The sequence below is a fragment of the Bradyrhizobium sp. 27S5 genome (assembly GCF_037217225.1).
In the GTDB taxonomy this organism is placed as follows: domain Bacteria; phylum Pseudomonadota; class Alphaproteobacteria; order Rhizobiales; family Xanthobacteraceae; genus Bradyrhizobium; species Bradyrhizobium septentrionale.
This window is the reverse complement of sequence record NZ_CP147714.1, coordinates 3496705-3516999: the sequence shown is the minus strand read 5'-3', so window position 1 is coordinate 3516999 and position 20295 is coordinate 3496705. Positions and strand designations below refer to the sequence as shown.

The following is a 20295-nucleotide window of genomic DNA, read 5'->3' as shown; positions in this document are numbered from 1 at the left end:
ACCTTCGACGTGGGTCCCGGGCTAGTCCTGGGCATCCACGTCTTTGGATCAATGCGAAGAAAGGCGTGGATGGCCCGTCAGCGCGGCGCCCGCGCAAAAGTTAATTTAACCCCCCGTTAACGAGTTTCTTTAGCTCTTTAAGTCATCGCTTAATGATTTGGCGTCACAGATAGACAATGCAAAAAGCCCGCGCGGTTCGCGGGCAGGATTTGTGTTGTTTATGAGTAATCCCGCAGAAAAGCCTGAAGTTGTACAGCTTCCGGCAAGCCCCCAGGTGGCGTCGCCGGTGAATAGCCGGCGTGCCGCCGCGCAGCGGGTGCGTGAGGCGCGGGATCGGTTAACGTCAACCAGTGGAACCCGCCCGGCGTTCGACGCCGAACTGCTCCGGCAATACGCCCAGACCCGGATGTCGGCGTCCTACGTCGTGATGCTGCTCGTGGTGGCGACCGGCGTGCTGTTTGGCCTCTGGATGCAGCCGATCGTGGCCGGCGCCTGGACCGTCGGCATCCTCGCCGTCCATCTCGCGATCATCCGCAGCTGCGCCCGCTTCCTCGCCGAGCCCCCCTCGGTCGCGGTGACCCGCAAATGGCGGACGCGCTTCGTGCTGCTCGACCTGCTCTACGGCCTGTGCTGGACCGCGATACTGATCCACCCCGCCGGGCGCGATCTCGCCTCCAACACGCTGATGATGTTCCTGATGCTGCTGGTGATCGCAGTCTCCAGCATGCTGGCGGCGAGCCTGCCGATCGCGGCCCTCGCGGCGACCGTTCCAGTGACGGTCGGCATCGCGCTCGATCTCGTGCTCAACGGCGCGTTCGACAATTACGTGCTGGCGCTGCTCGCGCTTGCCGCCGAGGGCTATTTCGCGCTGCTGGCGCACCGCCTGCATTCGACCACGCTGGCGACGCTGGAAGCCCGCGCCGAAAAGGACGCGCTGATCGGCGAACTGGAGCAGGCCAAGGCGATCTCCGACGAGGCGCGGCACCGCGCCGAATCCGCCAACGTCGCCAAGTCGCGCTTCCTCGCCCAGATGAGCCACGAACTGCGCACGCCGCTTAACGCCATCCTCGGCTTCTCCGAGGTGATGAAGAGCGAGATTTTCGGCGCGCATGCCGTTGCGGTGTACAAGGAATATTCCGCCGATATCCATAATTCCGGCGTGCACCTGCTCAACCTCATCAACGAGATCCTCGACCTGTCGCGCATCGAGGCCGGCCGCTACGAGCTGAATGAAGAAGCCGTGGCACTGGTGCATGTCGTCGCCGATTGCCACCATCTCTTGAAGCTGCGTGCCTCCAGCCGCGGCATCACGATCCACGAAGTGTTCGAGCACGGCATGCCCAGGATCTGGGGCGACGAGCGCGCCATCCGCCAGGTCGTGCTCAACCTGCTCTCCAATTCAATCAAGTTCACGCCGCAGGGCGGCGAGATCTGGCTGAAGGTCGGCTGGACCGCATCGGGCGGGCAATATCTGAGCGTCAAGGATACCGGAAGCGGCATCGCCGAGGACGAGATCCCGGTCGTGCTGGCCTCGTTCGGCCAGGGCTCCAACTCGATCAAGTCGGCGGAACAGGGTGCAGGCCTTGGCCTGCCGATCGCGAAAAGCCTGATCGACATGCATGGCGGCACCTTCACGCTGAAATCGAAGCTGCGCATCGGCACCGAGGTGATCGTGACCTTACCGCCGGAACGGGTGATGAGCGCGCTGGCGCCAATGGCGGAAGAATCGCCGCCGATGCAGCCGGAGCCCGCGGAGCCCACGATGGGCGCCGACCGCACACGTGTGCGCCGCAGGGCGATCATGAGTGCCGGCACCGGATTGTAGCAGCATGGCGCGGGAGACCATGCTCACGACAAAAAGCTGAGGCGTGATGACAGCATCGCGCTTCGGCCGGCTTGCACCAGCGGCTGAAACCGTTCAACACTGGAAGAATGAGCTCAGAAACGCCGTGTATCGCAGTCTGCATGATGGACCCCAAAACGAAGCTCTGCTTCGGCTGTGGCCGCACGCTTCCGGAGATCGCGCGCTGGCACAAGATGGACCGCACGGAGCGGCTGACGGTGATGGCGACGTTGCCGGCGCGCATGGCGGACGCCGGGCTCGAGCGCATGGAGCCGCATCCGAAGCGCGCCTGATCGGCGCAGCCGCCGGAGACGCACCGTGACCCGCATCCTCCTCGTCATCCTGCTGCTGATGACGACCGCCGGCGCCGTCGTGACCTATGGCGATCCCGACCAGATCGCGCGCGCGAGGGAAAATCTCAACCAGATCCTCGGCCGCAGCACCGCCACTGCCTCGGCCCCCGCCTCTGCCCCCGCAGTGCAGATCGCACGCGGCCAGGGCGGTGAGTTCGCGTTCCGCGCCAAGATCAACGGCGTCAGCGCGCCGATGGTGATCGACACCGGCGCGACCTCGGTGGTGCTGACCTGGGAAACCGCCAAGGCGATCGGGCTGCCGACCGACATGCTCGAATACAATGTCGACCTGGAGACCGCCGGCGGTCACACCAAGGCGGCGCGGCTGACGCTCGATCGGCTCGCGGTCGGCAAGCTGGTCGAGAAATCGGTGCCGGCGCTGGTGGTGCAGCGCGGGCAGATGAAGACCAATTTGCTCGGCATGAGCTTCCTCGATCGGCTCGAGAGCTGGGGCGTCCGCTCCGACACACTATCGCTGACCGGATACCCCGACGTCACCGGTAGTGTCTCCCCCTCAAGCCGTCACCGGCGCCCGCGCACCGCCGTCGACTAAAGCATGATCCGGAAAAGTGCGAAGCGGTTTTCCGAAAAGATCATGCTCAAACAAACGCCGGATCAACTCCCGCATCTTGCAAGAATGATCCGCAGCCGCAGCGTCGAAAAACGAAGATTGTACGTCGCATAAAAAATGGCTCTACTGAGCCTTACGCGCTGCTTCAGCATGTCGGCACATGATGTCTTTGATAGCAGCACGCTCGGAGGCCAGGACTTCCAATCTCGCACACCAAGCGACAAGGAAATTTCCGAAACCAACGAAAAAATAGCATCAAGCCATTGTTCGGCTGGGGCGGGCAACCATGAACGTTCGATCTGGCTTCCTAGAATCCATTGGCAATACGCCATTGATCAGACTGCGCGCGGCATCGGAAATCACGGGCTGCGACATTTTCGGTAAGGCCGAATTTTTGAATCCGGGCGGCTCGATCAAGGATCGTGCGGCGCTTGCCATCATCAACGACGCCGAGCAGCGCGGTCAGCTCAAGCCGGGCGGTGTCATCGTGGAAGGCACAGCCGGCAATGTCGGCATTGGCATTGCGCTCGTGGCCAATGCGCGCGGTTATCGTTCCGTGATCGTGATGCCTGACACGCAAAGCCAGGAAAAGAAGGATATGCTGCGGCTATGCGGCGCCGATCTGCGCCTGATGCCCGCGGTACCATCTTCCGACCCCGGCCACTATGCCCGCTATTCCGGTCGCCTCGCTGACGAACTGGGCGCATTCTGGGCAAACCAGTTCGACAACGTCGCCAACCGCGATGGCCACTACCGCACGACCGGCCCTGAAATTTGGGACCAGACAGGCGGAAGGGTCGATGGCTTCACGTGTGCCGTCGGCAGTGGCGGAACGTTGGGTGGAATCGCGCGCGCCCTCAAGGAGCGCAATCCCGATGTGAAGATCGCGCTCAGCGATCCAATGGGTGCCGCGCTCTACAATTGGTTCACAAAGGGCGAGCTGACGACCGAAGGAGAATCGATCACGGAAGGCATCGGCCAGGTCCGTGTGACGAAGAACCTTGAAGGCACACCGATCGACATGGCCTACCAGATCACCGATCAGGAGGCGCTGCCCGTCCTGTTCGACTTGATCGCGCAAGAGGGACTGGTACTCGGCGGTTCGAGCGCGATCAACGTGGTGGGAGCCATGCGGCTGGCACGCGACCTTGGTCCGGGCAAGACCATCGTCACCATCCTCGCGGACGGTGGCCAGCGCTACCAGTCCAAACTCTTCAATCCGGACTTCCTGCGCAAGAAAAATCTCCCGCTGCCACCCTGGATGACGTGAATCGGGAGCGATTTGGCGCGATCGCTTCGCGAACAGCGCTCGCCCGCCGCTAGTGGTCATCATCGTGGATCGACGACGGATGCCGGCACAGCGGCGTGACCCGTATCTCCATGAATGGAAACAGCGGCAGGCCGGACAGGATGTCGTGCAATTCCTGCGGGCCTGACACGTCGAAGACGCTGACATTGGCGTAGCGACCGGCCACCCGCCACAAATGGCGCCAGACGCCCGCGCGCTGCAGCTCCATGGCTCTGATACGTTCGGCCTGCTTCAACGCGTCGGTTCGCTCAGTCGGGAGATCGTGCGGAATCCGCACTTCCATTTCGACGTGAAACAGCATGACGGTGAACTCTCTCTGCAAGGATGAAGTGGCGCGAAAACGGAACGCAGCCGCCGTGCGATCGCGGCGGCTCCGATATTCCGTCTACCAGATCGTCAGCCCTGTCGTCAGCCTTGCACCAGACCGCGGCTGACGAGGTTGATGTCATCGGGGTTGATGAGGTCCTTCGCCGTCCAGCCGGAGACGTCGTAGTCGCTCATGCAGTTGCGCACGAAATCCTGCATCGCGCCGAGGTCGCCGGTGGCGCTCGCGGCCATCAGCGTCTCGACGCGCAGGTTCTCGTAATTACCCGCATAGTTGCGCTCGTAGAGCTCGTGCCGGCCGCCGAACTCGGAGCCGATCGCATCCCAGAGCAGCTTGAGCAGCTTGATCCGGTCGATCGCGGCATAGCCGTTGGAACCGCGCACAAAGCGGTCGAGATAGGGCCGGATCGCCTCGCTCTCCAGATCGGCCGAGCTCGACGGCAGATAGATCAGGCCGCTCGCGACATGGCGCTCGATCAACTCCTTGATCCGCGGATACGCCATCGGCGCGAACACGCGATAGGCCAGCCCGTAGTTCAGGTTGGGTAGATTGTAGCCCTCAGTCCCCTGCCAGGCGATCGGCGATTTCACCATCGCATCGGAAATGCCGTGGAACAGATTGCGCCAGGCGATCACCTCGCCGACGGCCGTCTGCACGCCGCGGAAATCCTTCGACCCGGTCGCCTCGACCGCCATCGAGAACAGTCCGGCGATGAAGTCGAGCTTGACGGCAAGCCGCGTCACACCGTGCAGGGTGAACCGCGGCACGAAGCCCGACGCCGGGAAGAACTGGTTGATCTTGTCGACGTCGCCATAGATGAAGACGTTCTCCCAGGGCACCAGCACCTTGTCGAAGACCAGGATGGAGTCGTTTTCGTCGAAGCGGCTCGACAGCGGATAGTCGAACGGCGAGCCGGTCGCGGCCGCGGTGAATTCGTAGGACGAGCGCGCGATCAGCTTGACGCCCTTGGCGTCCATCGGGGCCGTGAAGATCAGCGCGAATGACTTGTCCTTGATCGGGATGCCGTAATGCGCGATGAAATTGTAGTGCGTCAGCGCCGAGCCGGTCGCGACCACCTTTGCGCCTGAGACGATCAGGCCTGCATCGGTCTCCTTCTCGACATGCATGAAGACGTCGCGCACATCCTCGATCGCGCGGTCGCGATCGATCGGCGGATTGACGATGGCGTGATTCCAGAAATCGAGCCGCTCCTGGGTCCGGGCATACCACTTCCGGGCGTTGCCGGCGTACTCGCCGTAGAAGCCCGAATTCGCGCCGAGCGTGCCGAGGAATGCCGCCTTGTAGTCGGGCGAACGGCCCATCCAGCCGAACGCAACCTTCTGCAATTCGGCGATCGCATCGCGCCCCCTGATCAGGTCGTCGGCCGTTCGCGAACCCAGGAAGAACGGATGGGTCAACTGTCCCGAGCCCGTGTCGGTCAGGACGCCGATCTGATCCTTCTTCTCATGAAAGCGGTCGTACCAGCGCGCCACCATCCGCGCCGAATTGCGGAAGGCAGGATGCGCCGTGACGTTCTTGACCCGCTCGCCATAGATGTAGATTTCGCGGCCGTCCTGGATGCTGTCCAGGAATTCCGCGCCGGTATAGACGCTAGTGGTTGACGCAGGCGCATCAGCCCGCAGGGCAGCTGCAGTAGTCATGGACGTTTCTCCTCCGCTTCTGTGGTGGACCGGCGGAATTGCCACACCGGCCCGGGACCATCTCGTCACGCTCTTGGTCGGCGTGACATCGGGGGAAACGCTACGCGCTGAGCGGGAGCGGGCGAAAGGTATCACACCATACCGCGCGGACCGCCGCGGCTCGGGCTATGACTCGGGTGGCACGGACCTGACGGCAATGACCGTCCGGCCGATGCAACGCCGTAGCTGACGCAGCAATTGCACAGCACGGCAAGGGAGCGAAACCGGAGCGAACCATGGGCCAAGGTTTGGGCAAGGTTTTTGACAGCACGGCTGTCGCTTTCCATCGCGATGGAGAATCGGCCCTCGACTCGAGCGTCGTGACGATCGGCGCATTTGACGGCGTCCACCGCGGCCATCAGGAACTGCTCCGGCAGACGATCGCGGCGGCGCGACGCTGCGGCGTTCCGGCCGTGGTCTACACCTTCGATCCGCCGCCAAAGGTCTATTTCGGCCAGGCCGAGCCGCTGATATCGCTGCGCGAAAAGCTCGAGCGCATCGCAACATTCGCGCCGGACCACATCGTCGTCGCCGGTTTCGACCAGATCTACGTCCGGCGCAGCGCGGCCGATTTCCTCGCCGAGTTGCAGCGTCTGCAGCCTAGCGAGGTGATCGTCGGCGAGGATTTTCGCTTCGGATCCTGCAAGGGCGGCACCGCGCAGCTGCTGCGGCAACACTTCAATACGCGTGTTCTGCCGCCGGTGCGCTGCGGCAATGGCGAGATCGTGTCGAGCAGCCGCATCCGAAGCTTGCGGCGGTCCGGTCTTGCCGCCGCCGCAGCGGCGCTGGAAAACTGGCGGGATATCGTGACCGCGCCACCGGCCAATCGATCCGCTCTCGCCCAACTCGAGGTCGCAAGCCAATGACCGCTATCGATCCGCGAGAACTGCGCAATGCCTGTGGCCAGTTCGGCACCGGCGTCACCATCATCACGACGCATTGCGAGGGACGCGACCACGGCATGACGGCCAACGCCTTCATGTCGGTGTCGCTCGAGCCGCCGCTGGTCGCGATCTCGATCGCGAAAAGCGCGAAGATGCTTGGCAACATCCAGAAGACCGGCCGCTTTGCGGTCAGCGTCCTTGCCGAGGGGATGGAGGATCTGGCCTGGCATTTCGCCGGCAAGCCCAGGCTCGACCTCTCCGACGTGTTCGAACGCCGCAACGAGCTGCCCGTCATCGCCAACGCAGCGGCGTATTTCGTGACCGATCTTGCCGATGAGATCATCGCAGGAGATCACACCATCTTCCTCGGCCATGTCCGCGAGATGGCGCTCGAGCAAAGCAAGAAGCCGCTGCTGTTCTTCCGCGGCCGTTTCGGCGGGCTTGCCGATCCACACCCCGCGCCCGCGATGCTGGAGAATGCCGGCTACGAATTCGTCTGGTGAGACCACCAACCGAGATTCCCGAAACGGGGATGCAAGTTCGATCAAACTGCAAGAAAAGGAGGAAACGACCATGCTGAACGTCAACAAGGACACCATCACCGACCACGTGATCGCCGCGCTCGCGAAGGACATTCCGGACCGCAACCGTCAGATCATGACCAGCCTGATCCGCCACATGCACGATTTCTGCAAGGAGGTCGACCTGACCTTCGCCGAGTGGTTCGCCGCCTGCGAATTCCTGCGCCGCGCCGGCGATATCTCGGACGAGAAGCGCAACGAGTTCATCCTGATCGCGGATATTCTCGGCGTCGAGGTGCTGGTCGACATGCTCGATCACCGCGTCACCGACGGCGAGAGCGAGTCCACCGTGCTCGGACCGTTCTACCGGGAAAATCCGCCGGTGCTGGCCAAGGGCGCCTCCATCATCAAGAAGTCGTTCGACAACGCGCAGACCGTGAGAGTCAGCGGACGCATCAGCGACACCGCGGGACGGCCGATCGAGGGCGTCACCCTCGACGTCTGGGAGGACGCGCCGAACGGGCTCTATGACCTGCAAGACCCCGAGCAGCCGGCCTATAATCTGCGCGGACGGTTCACCACTGATGCCAACGGCGAATATGCCTTCGTGGCGCTCCGCCCCGAGCCCTACCCGATCCCCTATGATGGGGCCGGCGGCGAGCTCCTGAAATACATGGGCCACCATCCCTGGCGTCCGGGCCACATCCACTTCATGCTCTCGAAGGACGGCTATCAATCGTTGATCTCGCAGATCTACGATTCCGAGACCAAGTACCTCGACAACGACTCGGTGTTTGCCGTGAAGCAGAGCCTGATCGGCAAGTTCAGCAAGGCCCCGGCCGGCGCTGATACCGACCTCGTTCTCGACTTCGACTTCAAGCTCAAGAAGGCGGCGGTCGAGCGGCTGGTCGCAGCCGAGTGATACGTCTTACGCCCTGCCAGGCCTCGCAAAGCCCGGCAGGGCTCATTTGAACTGACATGTGAGGACATATGAGTCGTGCCTTGATCGACATCGCCGAGCCCGTGCAACACGTGCCGCCTCTCGCGAAAGACACCACGATCCGCAGCATCCGCGCGACCATCGTGGAGGCGCCGACCCGCCGCCGGCACAAGCTGTCCAACACCGAAGTCACGCATCAGGGCTATGTGCTGGTCCGTGTCCTGCTCGACAATGGCGTGTCGGGTATCGGCGAAGCCTCGACGCTCGGCGGGCCGCGCTGGGCCGAGGAGAGCGTGGAATCGATCAAGGCCGCGGTCACGAATTATCTGGCGCCGGCACTGCTGGGACAGCCTGCCCTCGCCTTCGAAGCCAATGCGCTGCGCATGAGCAAGGCTGCGACCCGCAATTTCGCGGCCAAGGGCGCCATCGAATCCGCGCTGGTCGACGCCGCCGGCAAGACGCTCGGCCTGTCCGCCAGCGCCCTGCTCGGCGGCGCGGTGCGCGCGCGCATGGAGGTGATCTGGGCGCTGGCTTCGGGCGACAGCGGCCAGGAGCTGGAGGAAGCCAAGGAGAAGCTGCGCCGCCGCGAGCACCGCCAGTTCAAGATCAAGTTCGGCTTCAGCCGGCCGCAGGCCGATCTGAAGCGGCTGCAGGCGCTGCGCGCCGGCCTCGGTGACGAGGTACAGCTGATCGTCGATATTAACCAGGGCTGGACCGAGGCCGAATGCATCCGCTTCATGCCGGCGCTGGAGGAGCTGGACGTCGCTCTGGTCGAGCAACCGGTGTCAGCGCAGCAGCTGGAAGTCATGGCGCGTGTCGCGGCACGCACCTCGATCCCGCTGCTGATCGACGAAGCCGCTTTCACCAAGGAAGAAATCGCCCGGACCGCCACGATGGGCTGCGGCAGCGTCTACTCGTTGAAGCTCGTCAAAAGCGGCGGCCTGTTCGAGATGAAGCGCGCGGCGGCGGTCGCGGCCGCGCACGGCCTCGAACTCTATGGCGGTTGTCTGCTGGAGAGCAGCATCGGCGCGGCCGCGCATCTCGCCGCATTCGCCACCCTGCCCAGGCTCGAATGGGGCAGCGAGCATTTCGGTCCGCGGATTCTCGTGGAGGATCTCGTCGTCAACCCGATCAGGTTCGACGAGTTCGAGATTTGCGTCCCCGATGGCCCCGGTCTCGGCGTCGAGGTCGACGAGGACAAGATCCGCGCCTTTGCCCGGAAGGATTAGGCAGATGGCGTCGTCCCCGCAGACAATTGACAATCCAGGGATGCCCGCTCAGTCTTCCCGCTGGAACCATCGTCTCGATCAAGCGCTGATGACCACGCGGCATCAAACCCGGCAGGCCTTCCCCGCAGCTTCCGCGGAAGCGCGCGAACCAACGTTCGCCTGGCCGTGACCGATCGCGACGATGTCATGGATCTGAGGCGACTGGTCTACTTCGTCGCCGTCGCCGAGGAATTGCATTTCGGTCGCGCCGCATCGCGGCTCGCGATCGCCCAGCCGCCGCTAAGCCGGCAGATCGCGCAGCTGGAGAGCGATCTCGGCGTCATGCTGATCGACCGGAGCCGCAGCCAGATCCGCTTGACTCAGGCCGGCAACGTCCTGCTGGAACGCGCGCGCGACGTGCTGGAGCGGCTCGATCGAACGCACCGCGAGATCAAACGGATCGGAGAAGGCTTTTCCGGTCACCTGCGCGTCGCCTTCGTCGGTTCGGCGACCTATGGCGTGCTGCCCAACGTGATCAAGGCGTTTCGTTCGGCCTATCCCGACGTCGAGCTCGCGTTGTCGGCGATGAACAATGCCGAACAGAAGCGCGCGGTGATCCAGCGCGAGATCGATATCGCCGTCGCCCGCCCCTCGCTCGACGACGAGGAATTGAAATCGGAGCCGCTGCTGCAGGAACCATTGATCCTCGCTTTGCCCGACACCTCGCCGCTGCTCGAACAGCAGATCACGCGACTGTCGGCGCTCAAGGCCGAGACATTCATCCTCTACCCGCGCAAGCCGCGCCCGAGCTTCGCCGACCACATCCTCAATATCTGCCTCGAAGAAGGCTTCATCCCGAAATCGCAGGTGCTGGCGCAGGATTATCAGACCGCGATCAGCCTGGTGTCGGTCGGCGTCGGCATCGCGCTGGTGCCGAAATCAGTCTCGCAGTCGGAACGGCCCGGCGTCACCTACCGCGCCTATGAGGGGCACAATCCCGGCACCGCGCTGTCGCTGAACTACCGGCGCGACAACCGGATGCCGCATCTCTTCAATTTCCTGAAGATCGCGCAGGAGGTGACGCGGCGTCAGCGCAAGTCGTAATCCGCGCCCTCAGGCCGCGACCGCCGCAGGCGCGCGATCGTCAACACGCGCGATCGCATCGCGCAGCACGTCGATATCAGCGCCCGGCCGAACGCCGTTCTCGGCCAGATGCCTGCGGAAGGCGCGCGCGCCGGGCACGCCGTGGAAGGCGCCGACGAAATGGCGCGTGATCGAATGCAGCCGCGTGCCTTCGGCCAGTTGCCGCTCGATATAGGGCAGCATCGCCGCGAACACGTCCTTCATCGTCGCGTGCGGCGAAGCTTCGCCGAACAGCTCGGAATCGACTGACAGCAACCGCCACGGCTCCTGATAGGCCGCCCGCCCCAGCATCACGCCATCGACATGCGCCAGATGCTGTTTGGCCTCGGCGAGGCTCGTGATGCCGCCGTTGATGATGACGGGCACATCCGGCAAGGCCGCCTTGAGGCGATAGACGCGATCATAGTCGAGCGGCGGGATGTCGCGGTTCTCCTTCGGCGACAAGCCGTTCAGCCAGGCCTTGCGTGCGTGCACGACGAGCGCGTCCGCGCCGGCGGCGATCACACCGCGGGCGAGCGTATCGAGCGCGACCTCCGGATCCTGGTCGTCAATGCCGATCCGGCATTTCACCGTGACGGGGACCTTCACCGCGCGCTTCATCGCCGCAACGCCTTCGGCGACCAGCGCGGGCTCCGCCATCAGACAGGCGCCAAAGCGGCCATCCTTCACCCGATCCGAGGGGCAGCCGACATTGAGATTGATCTCGTCGTAACCAAACTCCTCGCCGATCGTTGCTGCGGTCGCAAGATCGCGCGGATCGGAACCGCCGAGCTGCAGCGCCACCGGATGCTCGCTGGCGTCGAAGCCGAGCAACCGCGCCCGGTCGCCATGGATCACGGCGCCGGTCGTCAGCATCTCCGTATAAAGCCGCGCCCGCCGCGACATCAGGCGATGGAAGATGCGGCAATGCCTATCGGTCCAATCCATCATCGGCGCAATGGAGAATTTGTATTTCATCTCAATTGCTTAATCACAACACCGGCGCAATGCAATATGATGTTTTCGGAAACCCTGCCCGTCCGATCTGCGCCATAAAGCTGCGAGCAACGTCCGGCCAAACCAAAATATCGAAAACAACCCCATGCAAAGTAGCGTCGCGGCCGCGGGACGCTCCGGGCGACGCGAGTACGTTTGAAGTTGCTCGACAGCAGAACGAAATGATCGATGGCCCGCAGGACCATCGATCATCGTAAGATCTCGGCAATATCCAGACCCGATTCCGCTGTCGCCCCAAGTCAGATGGTCGGGGTGACCTGAGCAGAGCCCATCGTTGCGTAGGGCCACCCGCCCCCTGCCACTTTATCCAGGGAGCTGTCGCTGAGCGCATCAGACGTCGTCGAGGTTTGCGGTGCCGTGTTCTGAGCGCCGTCCTTGCTGCTCTCGAGAGATTCCGCTTGCGCCGTTGAATTCGTGTCCTGCCCACTGGTCATGTTCAATCTCCGCCTTCATCAATGCTGATCGGGTCAACCCGACGTTGAGGATGCTGTGCTGGTCTTGTTTCGTAAGGATTTCAAGGGCCGGGGAAATTGTTTCCCCGACGTCGCGCTTTGTTTCGCGGCATCGCGCTTGGGCGATGGGCCATTCCCCACCGATGCGCGGCGGAGCGCTTTCGGCTAGCCCGTCGGGCCGTTGGCGCTGTAGCTGGCGCGCGCGGCACTACTGAACGGCCAAGAGCCGCCTGAGACATCGTCCAGCGAGCTGTCGCTGAGCGCACCAGCCGCTGGCGAGATCTGGGATGCCTGGTTCTGAGCGCCGTCCTTGCTGCTCTCGAGAGATTCGGCCTGCGCCGTTGAATTCGCGTCCTGCCCACTGGTCATATTCAATCTCCACCTTCATCGATGCTGATCGGGCCAACCCAATGCTGAAAATGCTGCGCTGGTCTTGTTTCGCAAGGATTTCAAGGGCCGGGGAAAACGATTTCCCCGGCGTCGCCCCTTTGTTTCGTGGCATCGCGCGGGGCCCTTGAGCGATGGGCCATTCCGCACCGATGCGCGGGCGGAGCGCTTTTCGGCTAGCCCCCCGGGCCGCCGGCGCCGTAGCTGGCAGCCGCAGTGCCATTGTACGGCCAAGCGCCGCCCGACACATCGTCCAGCGCGCCATCGCGGAGCGCATCCTTCTCCGGCGTCGAGGAAATCTTGTTCTGCGTGCCGTCCTTGAGGCTCTCGCGAGGTTGGGCCGCCGCCTTCGAATTCGCATCCTGCTTGTTGGTCATGTTCAATCTCTAGCTTCACCAAGGCTGATTGTTAGCCCGCCATTGCTTCAAGTCGTCGGCTCAGACGCTTTCTCGGTCAACCTCCGCCGCCTGTGGCGCCGATGCCGGCACGCACAGCGTTATTATACGGCCAACTGCCGCCTGACACATCGTCCAGCGAGCTGTCGCTGAGCGCATCAGCCGCCGGCGAGACTTGGGACGCCGTGTTCCGAGCGCCGTCCTTGCTGCTCTCGAGAGATTCCGCTTGCGCCGTTGAATTCGTGTCCTGCTTATTGGTCATATTCAATTTCCATTTTAATCAGTGGTGATCGCGATGAGCCGGTTTCCAGACCGATGCGGCACAGCCGCTTCCTCGATCAGCCCCCAGGCGTACCGCCGGATGAATAGCTGCTTGTCAAGTACGGCCAAGCGCCGCCTGACACATCATCCAGCGAACTGTCGGCGAGTGCATCAGACGTCGTCGAGATTTCGGATGTCTTGTTCTCGGCGCCCCCCTTGCTGCTCTCGAGAGATTCCGCTTGCGCCGTTGAATTCGTGTCCTGCCCACTGGTCATATTCAATCTCCACCTTCATCGATGCTGATCGGGCCAACCCGACGTTGAAGCGCTACGCTGGGCTTATTTCCTGGGTATTTCGAGTGCGCGGGAAAACGGTTTCCCGAGCGGTTAGCCCCCCGGCGTTCCCCCGGATGAAGCCGTGTTGGTGTAGTACGGCCAAGCGCCGCCCGACACATCGTCCAGCGCGCCATCGCGGAGCGCATCCTTCTCCGGCGTCGCGGAAATCTTGTGCTGCGTGCCGTCCTTGAGGCTCTCGCGAGGTTCAGCCCCCGCCTTTGAATTCGCATCCTGCTTGTTGGTCATGTCCAATCTCTACCTTCATCGATGCTGATTGGTTAGCCACCGTTCGTGGGGCGGTAGACGCTGCTCGAGAAAGTATTGAGGGGCCAACCGCCGCCTGAGACATCGTCCAGCGAGCCTTCGCTGAGCGCATCAGCCGCCGGCGAGACTTGGGAGGCTTGATTTTGCGCGCCGTCCTCGAGGCTCTCGCCAGGTCCGGCGTGCCCTTTGGAATTCGTGTCCTGCTGATCGGCCATGTTCAATCTCCAACTCTGATCAATGCCAAGCGCTATGGCCGGACGTCAGAACCCGTGGGTCGGAGGCACGCGACCGCCGGACACATCGTCCAGCGAACCGTCGCTGAGTGCATCCTTTTCAGACGTCGAGATTTGGGATGCTTTGTTCTGAGCGCCCTCTTTGAGGCTATCGAGGGATTTGGCTTCCGGCTTGGAATTCGCGTCCTGCTTGTTGGCCATTCTCAATCTCCAATTTCAGTATATGAAAACTAGATTTATAGTTGCATAGCTACGATGAAGTCATTTCCCAAATATTTCAAAGCCAGGGGCGGGAAAACGGTTTCCCGGCTGACCCTTTGTTTGGTGCGCTTGAGGGTGAAAGGTACCGCTGGATCCATTTGCGAGCGATACGGCAGATGCCGTATTTCGTCGCCGGTCACGGGGAAGTGTCGAAAGGCCCCCCGTCGAAAGGCCTCCCCTTCGAAAGGCCCTGCCTTCGATCTCAGGATCTGGCGCCCCTCATCGCGACCTCCTCGACCAGCTTGAGCAGGCGGTCGAATCGCTCGCCCGCGATCGACACTTGGTCGAGCACGGCAGGATCAAGCTCGTCCTTCAACCGGGTCGTCTCGTCGCCGAGACCGCTTTCCTGCTCGCCGTAGGCCATCCTGCGCTCGGTGGCGCGCAGACGGTCCGACAGCAGGATGGCCAGCGCGCGATAGAAGCGGCTGGCAAAGGCGTGATCTCCCGCGAGCTTTCGTTTCAGGAGCTGCTTGTCCAGGAACAGGGCAACCGAATCGACCTTCGCAGCCACCGTGGCCGAGGGCGGCGCTGAATCGACCAGCGACATCTCGCCGACGAAGTCGCCCGCCTCGAGCTGGGCGATCTCGCCGATGCCGGACACGCTCACGCCCATTCGTCCTTGCAACAGCAGGACGATCGACGAGATCGGCACGCCTTCATCGATCAGGACGTCCTGCCGCCCGATGCCGCGGCGGGCGCCGGCACGGGCCATCCAGTCGATGTCGGAGTCATTCAGCACGCCGAATATGAAGAGGACCTTGCGCATATCGGTGCCCCCTAGATCAGTTGACGTTTTGCGAAATCCGCAAACAGGCCCGGCTGCGCCATCAGTTCGGCAAAAGTGCCGGTCTGCACGATCCTGCCGCCGTCCAGCACGACAATCCGGTCCGCCGACTGAACGGTGCTGAGCCGGTGCGCGATGACGATGCGCGTCAGGTTGAACCGTGAGATCGAATCGCTGACGATGGCCTGCGACCGGTTATCGAGCGCGCTGGTAGCCTCATCCATCAGCAAGAGCCGCGGCCGATGCGCCAGCGCCCGTGCGATCAGCAATCGCTGGCGCTGGCCACCCGAGAGCGTGTTGACGCCCTCTGCAACGAGTGTCTGCATGCCCATCGGCATGGCCTCGAGGTCGCGGTCGAATCCTGCCAGCCGTGCGATCTCCCAGGCCTGGTCAATCGATAGCTGCGCTGCGCCGCAGATGTTTTCATAGACGCTGCCGGAGGCGAGCCTGGAGTTCTGCAGCACGACACCGACGTCGCGGCGCAACAAGCCGACGTCGATGGTCTCGAGCGACTTGCCGTCGACAAAGATCACGCCGGACTCCGGCTTCTCGAAGCCGAGAAGCAATCGGAACAGTGTCGACTTCCCGCTCCCCGACGGGCCGACAATGGCGAGGTATTCTCCTGTCCCGACGCTGAGGCTGACATCGTCGAGGATCAGCGGCCCGCTGTCGCCGTAGCGGAACGACACGTTGGCAAACTCGATCGAGCCGCCGATCTCGCCAACCGACTTCTGCTCGTCGCTGATTTCGGTCGCCGTCGAGATGATCGGCTTGATCCGCTCGATCCTCGGGATTGCGACCAGCAGCTCTCCGAGCGCCAGCGCCCACTCGCCGACCGCGGCGAGCGACAGCCCGAACGCCGCATAGAATGCCAGGAACGTACCAAGCTCGTGTACCGGCCGCGCGCCTGAAGTCGTCTGGGCCAGGGCAAAGATGAGCAGCGTCGCCAATGCCGGAAACCCCGCCTCGAGGCTCTTCTGGAGGTTTCCCGCACGCTGCGACGCGATAAAATGGCGCTTCTGCTTGGAAAAGCGCTCGACCCAGATCGAGAGCGCCTGCATGGTCGCGTTCGCAATCCGCAGTTTTCCGACGCCGGTGAGGAGTTGTAGCACCAGCCCCTCCAGCCATCCCTGCTGATAAAGGCTCTCGCGCTCCTCCGACAGCCGGACCAGACTGATCGCGACCACCATTGCGACGCGCAGCACGGCGAGCGCCGCGGCCAGCATGCCGAGCCTGATGTCGAGGATGAGCATCACGGCAAAACTGCAGGCGCTGGACACCAACGCCAGACATCCGCGAATGGCGCGGCCGGTGACGATGGTGCGGACGGCTTCGACCCCAAGGGTGCGGTCCGCGAGGTCACCAACAGAGAAGTTACGGAAAAAACCGGCCGGCATCCGCAGCAGGCGGTCGACAACCGCCGCCTGCAATACCCAGTCCAGCCGGCTCTCAAGCCGAAGCATGGCGATGCCCTGCATCACCTGAAATCCGCCGGTCACCAGCGTCACGACAATGAGCGCGATGGCGCAGATCAGGAGCTGGTCGACCTCCGCGCGCGGGAGCACGGAATCGATCAGCAGTTTGGTCACCAGCGGCGTGGCCAGCGCGAGAAGACCGAGGCACAGGGCCGCCAGAATGATCCGCAGAAAATCCGCCCGGACCGTCGCGGCGCCGAACTTCAGGAGATCGCGGACCGTCAGAGCTCCCGAAGGCAGCGGGCGATAGAACATCACTGCCTCGGGCGCCAGTTCGGCGGCGGTTGCGCGCGTCAATTCACGGCGCGTGCCGGCGTCGGGGTCAACGATGATGTGGCGGCCGCCTGCCCCCGGAAGGATCGCGACGGCCCGCCGGTCTTCGCCGAGAAACGCCACGAATGGTCCGGCACTGTTGCTCCACCAGTCGGCGCGCAGCAACAGCCGCCGCGTCCGCACCCGCGACGCCTCCGCGATCCTCACGGCGCTCGCAAGATCATCATTGTCGAACGCCATATTGGCCGGAGCCTGGAGCGATATGCCCAGCGCTGCTCCGACCTCCCGACAGGCGGCGAGCAGACGGCTAGCACCAACCGCGCCGGGTTGCGTCGATCCGGGCTCGGCAGCGATGATACCGGCAAGCCGACCGACAATGCTGCTGGTCCGTAGCCGATTGAGGTTCGAGCGCAGGCGCAGGCGGTCGGCCTCCGCGAGGGTTTCCTCGTCGATCCTGCGACACAGGCCTTCCATGACACGTGTATGGAATCGATCAAGCGCGGCCCATATCTCCGCAAGCGGGAATGCCGTGCTCTCCCGCACCACCAGCGTCGCCTCCTCGCGGGCGACGATCCACGTTCCCGGCGGCATCGGCGCGGGGCACTCCCTGGAGCCATGGGTCGCCGGCATCTCCATCACGCCGATGGTCCCATGCTCAATCCCGATCCAGCCGACCCGCCGGCCGGAAAGCCGGAGAATGTCGCCGGCTGCCAATGCGTATCGCGAGCCGATCGCGGCCTGCTGCACGACCGCTCCTTGAGGAGACGCTGCGATGACTCCCGACACAAGCGCGGTCCATGCGTCGATTGCGTCCCGATCGGCAAAACGGCCGCGATGATCGATCACGATTTCGGTCTCGAGACCGCCGACCGCAATCACAGCCACCGAATTTCCGTTTCCATCGCCGATGCCGGGCAGGCCAAAAACCACCGCGCCTTGCTCGACCCGAAACAGATGATGCCGCCGGCTCGGCTCGCCACTGGCGCTCTCCCTGACGGCAAACAGGTCGACATAGCCGCGCACGACGTGCAGAACGAGATCGAGGTCATTGATCGGCAGCGGTCGGTGGCTATCGAGCCCGACTGGGCGAGACGCCGCGCCTTCGCGCCAGGGCGAAGTTTCGAGGGCGGGAGGCTGGTAGACGCGGTTCATTCGCTCGACACCAGCTGGACATATTCGCCGCCCTCGGCGAGCAGCTTCTGATGCGTTCCCCGCTGCACGACCCGCCCGTTGCTCATCACAAGAATCTCGTCACAGTCGCGGATCGTGCTGAGCCGGTGCGCGACGATGATGCAGGTGCATCCCCTGCGCCGGAGATTGTCGTCGATCGCCTTCTCGACGATCGGATCCAGGGCGGAAGTGGCCTCGTCGAGGACGACCACGGAAGGATTGCCTGCCAGCGCCCGTGCGATCTCGAGCCGCTGCCGCTGGCCGCCGCTGAAATTCCTGCCGTCCTCGGCCACGTGGCAATCGTAGTTGCCGGCCCGGACGACAACCTCCTCGTGGATCAGCGCATCCTTGAGCGCCCGGGACACGCTGGCCTCAGCCACGGTATGGTCCCAGAGCGTGAGGTTGTCGCGGGCGGTCCCTTCGAACAGCAAGATTTCCTGATCGACATAGGCAACCGAATTGGTGAATATCTCCTGGGGAATCTCGGCCATCGGCCAGCCGTCAATGCGGATGTCGCCGGACCACGGCCGGTAGAGTCCACTGACCAGCCGTCCAACGGTGGATTTGCCGCTGCCTGATGCTCCGACCAGCGCGACGCGGCGGCCGGGCTCGACGACCAGCGAAAAATCCTCGATCAGCGGCGGCTCGAGCGCCGAATAGCCGAACGAGACGTCCTTCAACTCGACCCGGCCCGACAGTTTTGCGGGCATCGTTGCGGGCGTGCGCTCGATCGGCACCAGGGGACGGGCGGGATAGTTGAAGACGTCCTCGATCCGGAACAAATTGCCCTTGGTGGCGAGGAAGACAGCGGCCTGCTGCACAAGTGCGTTGACCGGCTCGACCAGGCTGGTGAGCAGCGCCTGCAGGGCGACGAGGCCACCGATGGTCAATGCGCCGTCGACGATCCGAAGGCCCCCCACCCCCAGCACGATCGCGGTGGTCAATCCGGTCAGGAAGATCGGACAGCTGTCGAGGAAGGTGGAGTAGACGCCGAGATCACGCTCGGCGTTCAGGACCTTGGCCTGAAACCCCGCCCAGCGCGCGAAGGCGTCATCTTCCAGGCCGCCGGCCTTGATCGTTTCGATCGTGCGGATGATTTCGATGGTGCTTCCATTCAGCTTGGCACGTTCGATTGACAGCTTGCGGTTGAGGTCCTCGCGCTGGCGCGCGACCAGCCTGAGGACGAGGACATTGAGGAGAGCCATGGCGATGCTGATCGCGGCCAGCAAACCGTCGTAGAACGCCATCGTCACGGCAACGAAGACGACCGCGATCAGGTTCAGCGCATTGGCAGCCACCCCGTTCGAAAGCAGCTGGGCGATTTGTTCGCTGGCGGCTATGCGGTTGGCGAGGTCGCCGGAGTGCCGCTGGGTGAAGAATTCCATCGGAAGGGTCAGGACGTGCCAGAGCAACTGGCTGACCATCGTCACCGTGAGCTTGGTCTGGATGCGCAGGAGCAGCGACTGTTGAAATGCTGTCATCAGCGCCCGCGCCACGGCTGTCATCGCCATGCCGATCAGCAAAGGTGTGAACCAGCCTTCCACATGCTTGATCAGAACGTCATCGACAAAGATTTTCGCGAATGCCGGAACCAGGATGGTGGGCACCACCAGCGCCATGCTGAGTGCAACCAGCAGCAGCACCGCCCCTAACGAATTCGACAGTCGCCGCAGCAGCAGCGGAACAAGGTCGGGCTCGCGACCACCCGGCTTGAAGTCGGGGCCCGGCTCCATCGCCAGGACAACGCCCGTGAAGGCCGCGTCAAATTCATCGTGACCGACCTTGCGGCGCCCGGTCGAGGGATCGTTGAGATAGGCGTAATCCGAATCCAGCCTTTCGAGCACCACGAAATGGTTGAAGTTCCAGTGGATGATCGATGGCATCGGCAGCTCATGCAGCGTTGCCGGCTCCTTCCTGAACCCCTTTGCCGTCAGTCCGAATTGCCGCGCGGCCTTCAGCACGTTGCTAGCCTTGCTGCCGTCCCGGGACACGCCGCAGGCTTCGCGCAGCTTTTCCAGCGGCACCCAGAGACCGTGATACGCCAGGATCATCGCGAGCGAAGCTGCGCCGCATTCCAGCGCTTCCATCTGGAATACCGTGGGCGTCACCCAGCGCCGTCGCGCCGGCAGCGGAATGCGCCTGATCCAGTTGCCGAGGCGATCGAGGAGCGCCGGCCGAGCATCGGTTTGGCGCGATGACGCGGTCATGCGCT

20 protein-coding genes are annotated in these 20295 nt (G+C 63.4%); 9 read left to right on the top strand and 11 right to left on the bottom strand.

What is annotated here, in order from left to right; all coding sequences use genetic code 11:
* Nucleotides 1–220 precede the first annotated feature (220 nt).
* The 4 genes from WDM24_RS16165 (at nucleotide 221) to WDM24_RS16150 (ending at nucleotide 4037) form a co-directional block, all read left to right on the top strand.
* Entirely contained in the window at nucleotides 221–1825 is a 1605-nt protein-coding gene (locus tag WDM24_RS16165; RefSeq protein ID WP_029078518.1) for a sensor histidine kinase, read from the top strand.
* Nucleotides 1826–1932: 107 nt separating this feature from the next.
* On the top strand, nucleotides 1933–2136 hold the full coding sequence (locus WDM24_RS16160) for a DUF1289 domain-containing protein (protein ID WP_029078517.1): 204 nt from the start codon (nucleotides 1933–1935) through the stop codon (nucleotides 2134–2136).
* Nucleotides 2137–2161: 25 nt separating this feature from the next.
* Nucleotides 2162–2749, top strand: coding sequence for a TIGR02281 family clan AA aspartic protease (locus tag WDM24_RS16155; protein ID WP_338699472.1), 588 nt, complete (start codon nucleotides 2162–2164; stop codon nucleotides 2747–2749).
* 304 nt (nucleotides 2750–3053) lie between these two features.
* Nucleotides 3054–4037, top strand: coding sequence for a cysteine synthase A (locus tag WDM24_RS16150; RefSeq protein WP_338831809.1), 984 nt, complete (start codon nucleotides 3054–3056; stop codon nucleotides 4035–4037).
* A gap of 49 nt (nucleotides 4038–4086) precedes the next feature.
* Here the strand turns inward: WDM24_RS16150 and catC are convergent, their stop codons facing one another.
* Both catC and WDM24_RS16140 read right to left on the bottom strand, forming a co-directional pair.
* Nucleotides 4087–4377, bottom strand: a complete 291-nt coding sequence (catC, locus tag WDM24_RS16145) for a muconolactone Delta-isomerase (protein ID WP_166294606.1) — start codon at nucleotides 4375–4377, stop codon at nucleotides 4087–4089.
* Between the two features lie 107 nt (nucleotides 4378–4484).
* Nucleotides 4485–6062 carry a 4-hydroxyphenylacetate 3-hydroxylase N-terminal domain-containing protein gene (locus WDM24_RS16140; RefSeq protein WP_338699469.1) on the bottom strand — a complete coding sequence of 526 codons (1578 nt, stop codon included), beginning with the start codon at nucleotides 6060–6062 and terminating at the stop codon, nucleotides 4485–4487.
* A gap of 275 nt (nucleotides 6063–6337) precedes the next feature.
* On the opposite strand from WDM24_RS16140, the gene WDM24_RS16135 reads away from it, so the two are divergent.
* The 5 genes from WDM24_RS16135 (at nucleotide 6338) to WDM24_RS16115 (ending at nucleotide 10758) form a co-directional block, all read left to right on the top strand.
* Entirely contained in the window at nucleotides 6338–6967 is a 630-nt protein-coding gene (locus WDM24_RS16135) for an FAD synthetase (RefSeq protein WP_338831808.1), read from the top strand.
* Nucleotides 6964–7488, top strand: coding sequence for a flavin reductase family protein (locus WDM24_RS16130; RefSeq protein WP_338831807.1), 525 nt, complete (start codon nucleotides 6964–6966; stop codon nucleotides 7486–7488). The genes WDM24_RS16135 and WDM24_RS16130 overlap by 4 nt, the downstream gene beginning before the upstream one ends.
* 70 nt (nucleotides 7489–7558) lie before the next feature.
* The gene (locus tag WDM24_RS16125; protein WP_338699463.1) at nucleotides 7559–8428 is read left to right on the top strand and encodes an intradiol ring-cleavage dioxygenase; all 870 of its coding nucleotides are present in this window, start codon (nucleotides 7559–7561) and stop codon (nucleotides 8426–8428) included.
* Between the two features lie 68 nt (nucleotides 8429–8496).
* The gene (locus WDM24_RS16120) at nucleotides 8497–9675 is read left to right on the top strand and encodes a muconate/chloromuconate family cycloisomerase (protein WP_338831806.1); all 1179 of its coding nucleotides are present in this window, start codon (nucleotides 8497–8499) and stop codon (nucleotides 9673–9675) included.
* Between the two features lie 186 nt (nucleotides 9676–9861).
* The gene (locus tag WDM24_RS16115) at nucleotides 9862–10758 is read left to right on the top strand and encodes a LysR family transcriptional regulator (RefSeq protein ID WP_338699459.1); all 897 of its coding nucleotides are present in this window, start codon (nucleotides 9862–9864) and stop codon (nucleotides 10756–10758) included.
* Between the two features lie 9 nt (nucleotides 10759–10767).
* Here WDM24_RS16115 and dusA read toward each other — a convergent pair whose 3' ends face one another.
* The 9 genes from dusA to WDM24_RS16070 all read right to left on the bottom strand — a co-directional run bounded on the left by dusA (nucleotide 10768) and on the right by WDM24_RS16070 (nucleotide 20290).
* Nucleotides 10768–11754 (bottom strand): tRNA dihydrouridine(20/20a) synthase DusA, encoded by a 987-nt coding sequence (gene dusA / locus WDM24_RS16110; RefSeq protein ID WP_166294597.1) that lies wholly within the window; start codon nucleotides 11752–11754, stop codon nucleotides 10768–10770.
* Nucleotides 11755–12410: 656 nt separating this feature from the next.
* Entirely contained in the window at nucleotides 12411–12614 is a 204-nt protein-coding gene (locus WDM24_RS16105; RefSeq protein WP_338831805.1) for a hypothetical protein, read from the bottom strand.
* 194 nt (nucleotides 12615–12808) lie between these two features.
* Entirely contained in the window at nucleotides 12809–13009 is a 201-nt protein-coding gene (locus WDM24_RS16100; protein WP_338699455.1) for a hypothetical protein, read from the bottom strand.
* Nucleotides 13010–13674: 665 nt separating this feature from the next.
* Nucleotides 13675–13869, bottom strand: a complete 195-nt coding sequence (locus WDM24_RS16095; protein WP_338699451.1) for a hypothetical protein — start codon at nucleotides 13867–13869, stop codon at nucleotides 13675–13677.
* Nucleotides 13870–13901: 32 nt separating this feature from the next.
* Complete coding sequence (locus tag WDM24_RS16090) at nucleotides 13902–14102, bottom strand: hypothetical protein (protein WP_338699449.1); 201 nt, start codon at nucleotides 14100–14102, stop codon at nucleotides 13902–13904.
* A 45-nt stretch (nucleotides 14103–14147) separates the two neighbouring features.
* On the bottom strand, nucleotides 14148–14321 hold the full coding sequence (locus WDM24_RS16085) for a hypothetical protein (protein WP_338699447.1): 174 nt from the start codon (nucleotides 14319–14321) through the stop codon (nucleotides 14148–14150).
* 262 nt (nucleotides 14322–14583) lie between these two features.
* Nucleotides 14584–15147 carry a cyclic nucleotide-binding domain-containing protein gene (locus WDM24_RS16080; RefSeq protein ID WP_338699445.1) on the bottom strand — a complete coding sequence of 188 codons (564 nt, stop codon included), beginning with the start codon at nucleotides 15145–15147 and terminating at the stop codon, nucleotides 14584–14586.
* An 11-nt stretch (nucleotides 15148–15158) separates the two neighbouring features.
* The gene (locus tag WDM24_RS16075) at nucleotides 15159–18065 is read right to left on the bottom strand and encodes an NHLP bacteriocin export ABC transporter permease/ATPase subunit (RefSeq protein WP_338831804.1); all 2907 of its coding nucleotides are present in this window, start codon (nucleotides 18063–18065) and stop codon (nucleotides 15159–15161) included.
* Entirely contained in the window at nucleotides 18062–20290 is a 2229-nt protein-coding gene (locus WDM24_RS16070; protein WP_338831803.1) for an NHLP family bacteriocin export ABC transporter peptidase/permease/ATPase subunit, read from the bottom strand. Before WDM24_RS16070 ends, WDM24_RS16075 begins: the two co-directional genes overlap by 4 nt.
* Nucleotides 20291–20295 lie beyond the last annotated feature (5 nt).